Annotated in this window: 2 protein-coding genes; one reads left to right on the top strand and one right to left on the bottom strand. The window is 26.1% G+C overall.

The features are described from left to right. A partial coding sequence (locus HMPREF2715_RS08430) for a replication initiator protein A (RefSeq protein ID WP_070839843.1) occupies positions 1 to 637 on the bottom strand: 637 nt, incomplete at its 3' end. Between the two features lie 385 nt (positions 638 to 1,022). On the opposite strand from HMPREF2715_RS08430, the gene HMPREF2715_RS08425 reads away from it, so the two are divergent. Then, complete coding sequence (locus tag HMPREF2715_RS08425; RefSeq protein WP_002447742.1) at positions 1,023 to 1,736, top strand: DUF536 domain-containing protein; 714 nt, start codon at positions 1,023 to 1,025, stop codon at positions 1,734 to 1,736. Positions 1,737 to 1,779: the final 43 nt, after the last annotated feature.

The following is a 1,779-nucleotide window of genomic DNA, read 5'->3' as shown; positions in this document are numbered from 1 at the left end:
ATTGGAATTTTAAAGCTTCATTATTAAAGTTTGAGTTGTTGTGATTTGAATGATTTGTATGATTACTAGGATATTTTAGTTTATTATCATTCAAATCATCCGTATCATTATTCTCAGTCTTAATATAATCAGTCTTAATATAATCAGTATCATTAGGGTCTAAAATTTGGGATTCTGGAGTCCCAAATTTTGAGATTCTGGAGTCCCAAATTTCGGGATTCTGGAGTCCCAAAATTTGGGACTCCTTGTCATTATAGGTTGTAGATGAGGATTGAATACTTTTTTCTACACTAATATTAGTTTCTATATCATGCAAATATAATTTATTAGGTTTATTAAATCCTGTACGTATTTGTTCAAGTAACCCTACTTCTTGAAGTTCTTTTTTTATTTTAGTAATTGTATTCTTACTTTTATCTAATATATTCTGGAGACTTTCGTTTGTAAAAATGAAATATATATCCCCATTATCATCGATCCAATTATTTTTAATTGATAAGCTAACTCTATCATTGAGGATTGCATAAGTGACTTTGGCACTATCACTTAATTTTTTATATTTTTCATTAACAAATAATGCTTTGTGTAGCATATAAAAATTTTGACTAGCTTGATTTTTAATATTTTTACGAGACATAATAAAAAACCTCTTTCCAATTAAATTTGAATAGAGGTAATAAAACATTACAAATCCACATAACTTTTTGACTTGCAAACTGTAGATATTGTTGTATATAATACATATATCAAATTAAATAGCTAACGTATTGTAACGTTTTATTACCAAGTCCCAACTATTACCAGTAGTTGGGACTAAAACGTATTATGAATATTATATCATTAAAAAAGAACATATAAAAGATATTATAATTTCACTTAAAAACCCTTTATAAACACTTGACGGAATTGTTATCAAATGTTTATAAAGGGTTTTTATTTTTTATAAAGATACCTTTATAAAAGCATTTGTGATAGAATTTTCTTATAAAGGGTTGATAAAGTATTTATAAAGGGTTGAAGATATGAAGAGTGTTAAACAAATCAGTGAAGAATTGGAAGTTAGTAAACAGACTGTGTTTAATAATATAAAAAGATTGAATATAGAAACAATAAAACAGGATAATACTTCATTCATTAAAAATGATGTTGATGTAGAAAAGGTTATTCAAAGAGTAATCCGAAATAAAAAGAAATATGGATTTGAAAGTACTAACACAAGCTCAGAAAAAGTTAAAATAGATAATACAAAAAATGAATCTAAATATGATGTTCAAATAATTGAACTACTTGAAAAGCAAATAGATACTTTAAATAAGCAACTTGAAAAACAAGAAAAACGTCATGAAACGACAATAGAATTTTATAGGAAAGAATTACAAGAAAGGTCGAAATTACTTGAAAACCAACAAGTATTAGCATTGGAAAGTAACAAAAAAATACAAAAGTTAGAGTCTAAGTTAGAAGAAGAAAAGCAACTTAATTATTCTGCTAATAAAAGACAGGACATTGAAGTTCAAGAAACAATGGACAATATGGATTCTATAAATAGTGACTCAGATAATCAAAAAGAAAAAATAGTTTCTCAGTTCAGTGATGAAAGTAAAGATAAACATGAGGATAAACAACAAGATAGTGAATCACAAAAAAGTGATAAAACAGATGGTGATCAGAAAGAGGATATAAGAAACGAAAATTATTCTAAAAAAAGTTTTTGGAGTAGACTGTTTGGTAATTAAAAAGGAATGTAAAAGGTGTATCAAGAGTTTATAAACTCTTGAT

It is taken from the genome of Staphylococcus sp. HMSC062A01, from assembly GCF_001836805.1.
GTDB classification, from domain to species: Bacteria; Bacillota; Bacilli; order Staphylococcales; family Staphylococcaceae; genus Staphylococcus; species Staphylococcus haemolyticus.
The sequence above is the reverse complement of the archived record's forward strand: the minus strand, read 5'-3'. Positions and strand labels throughout refer to the sequence as shown.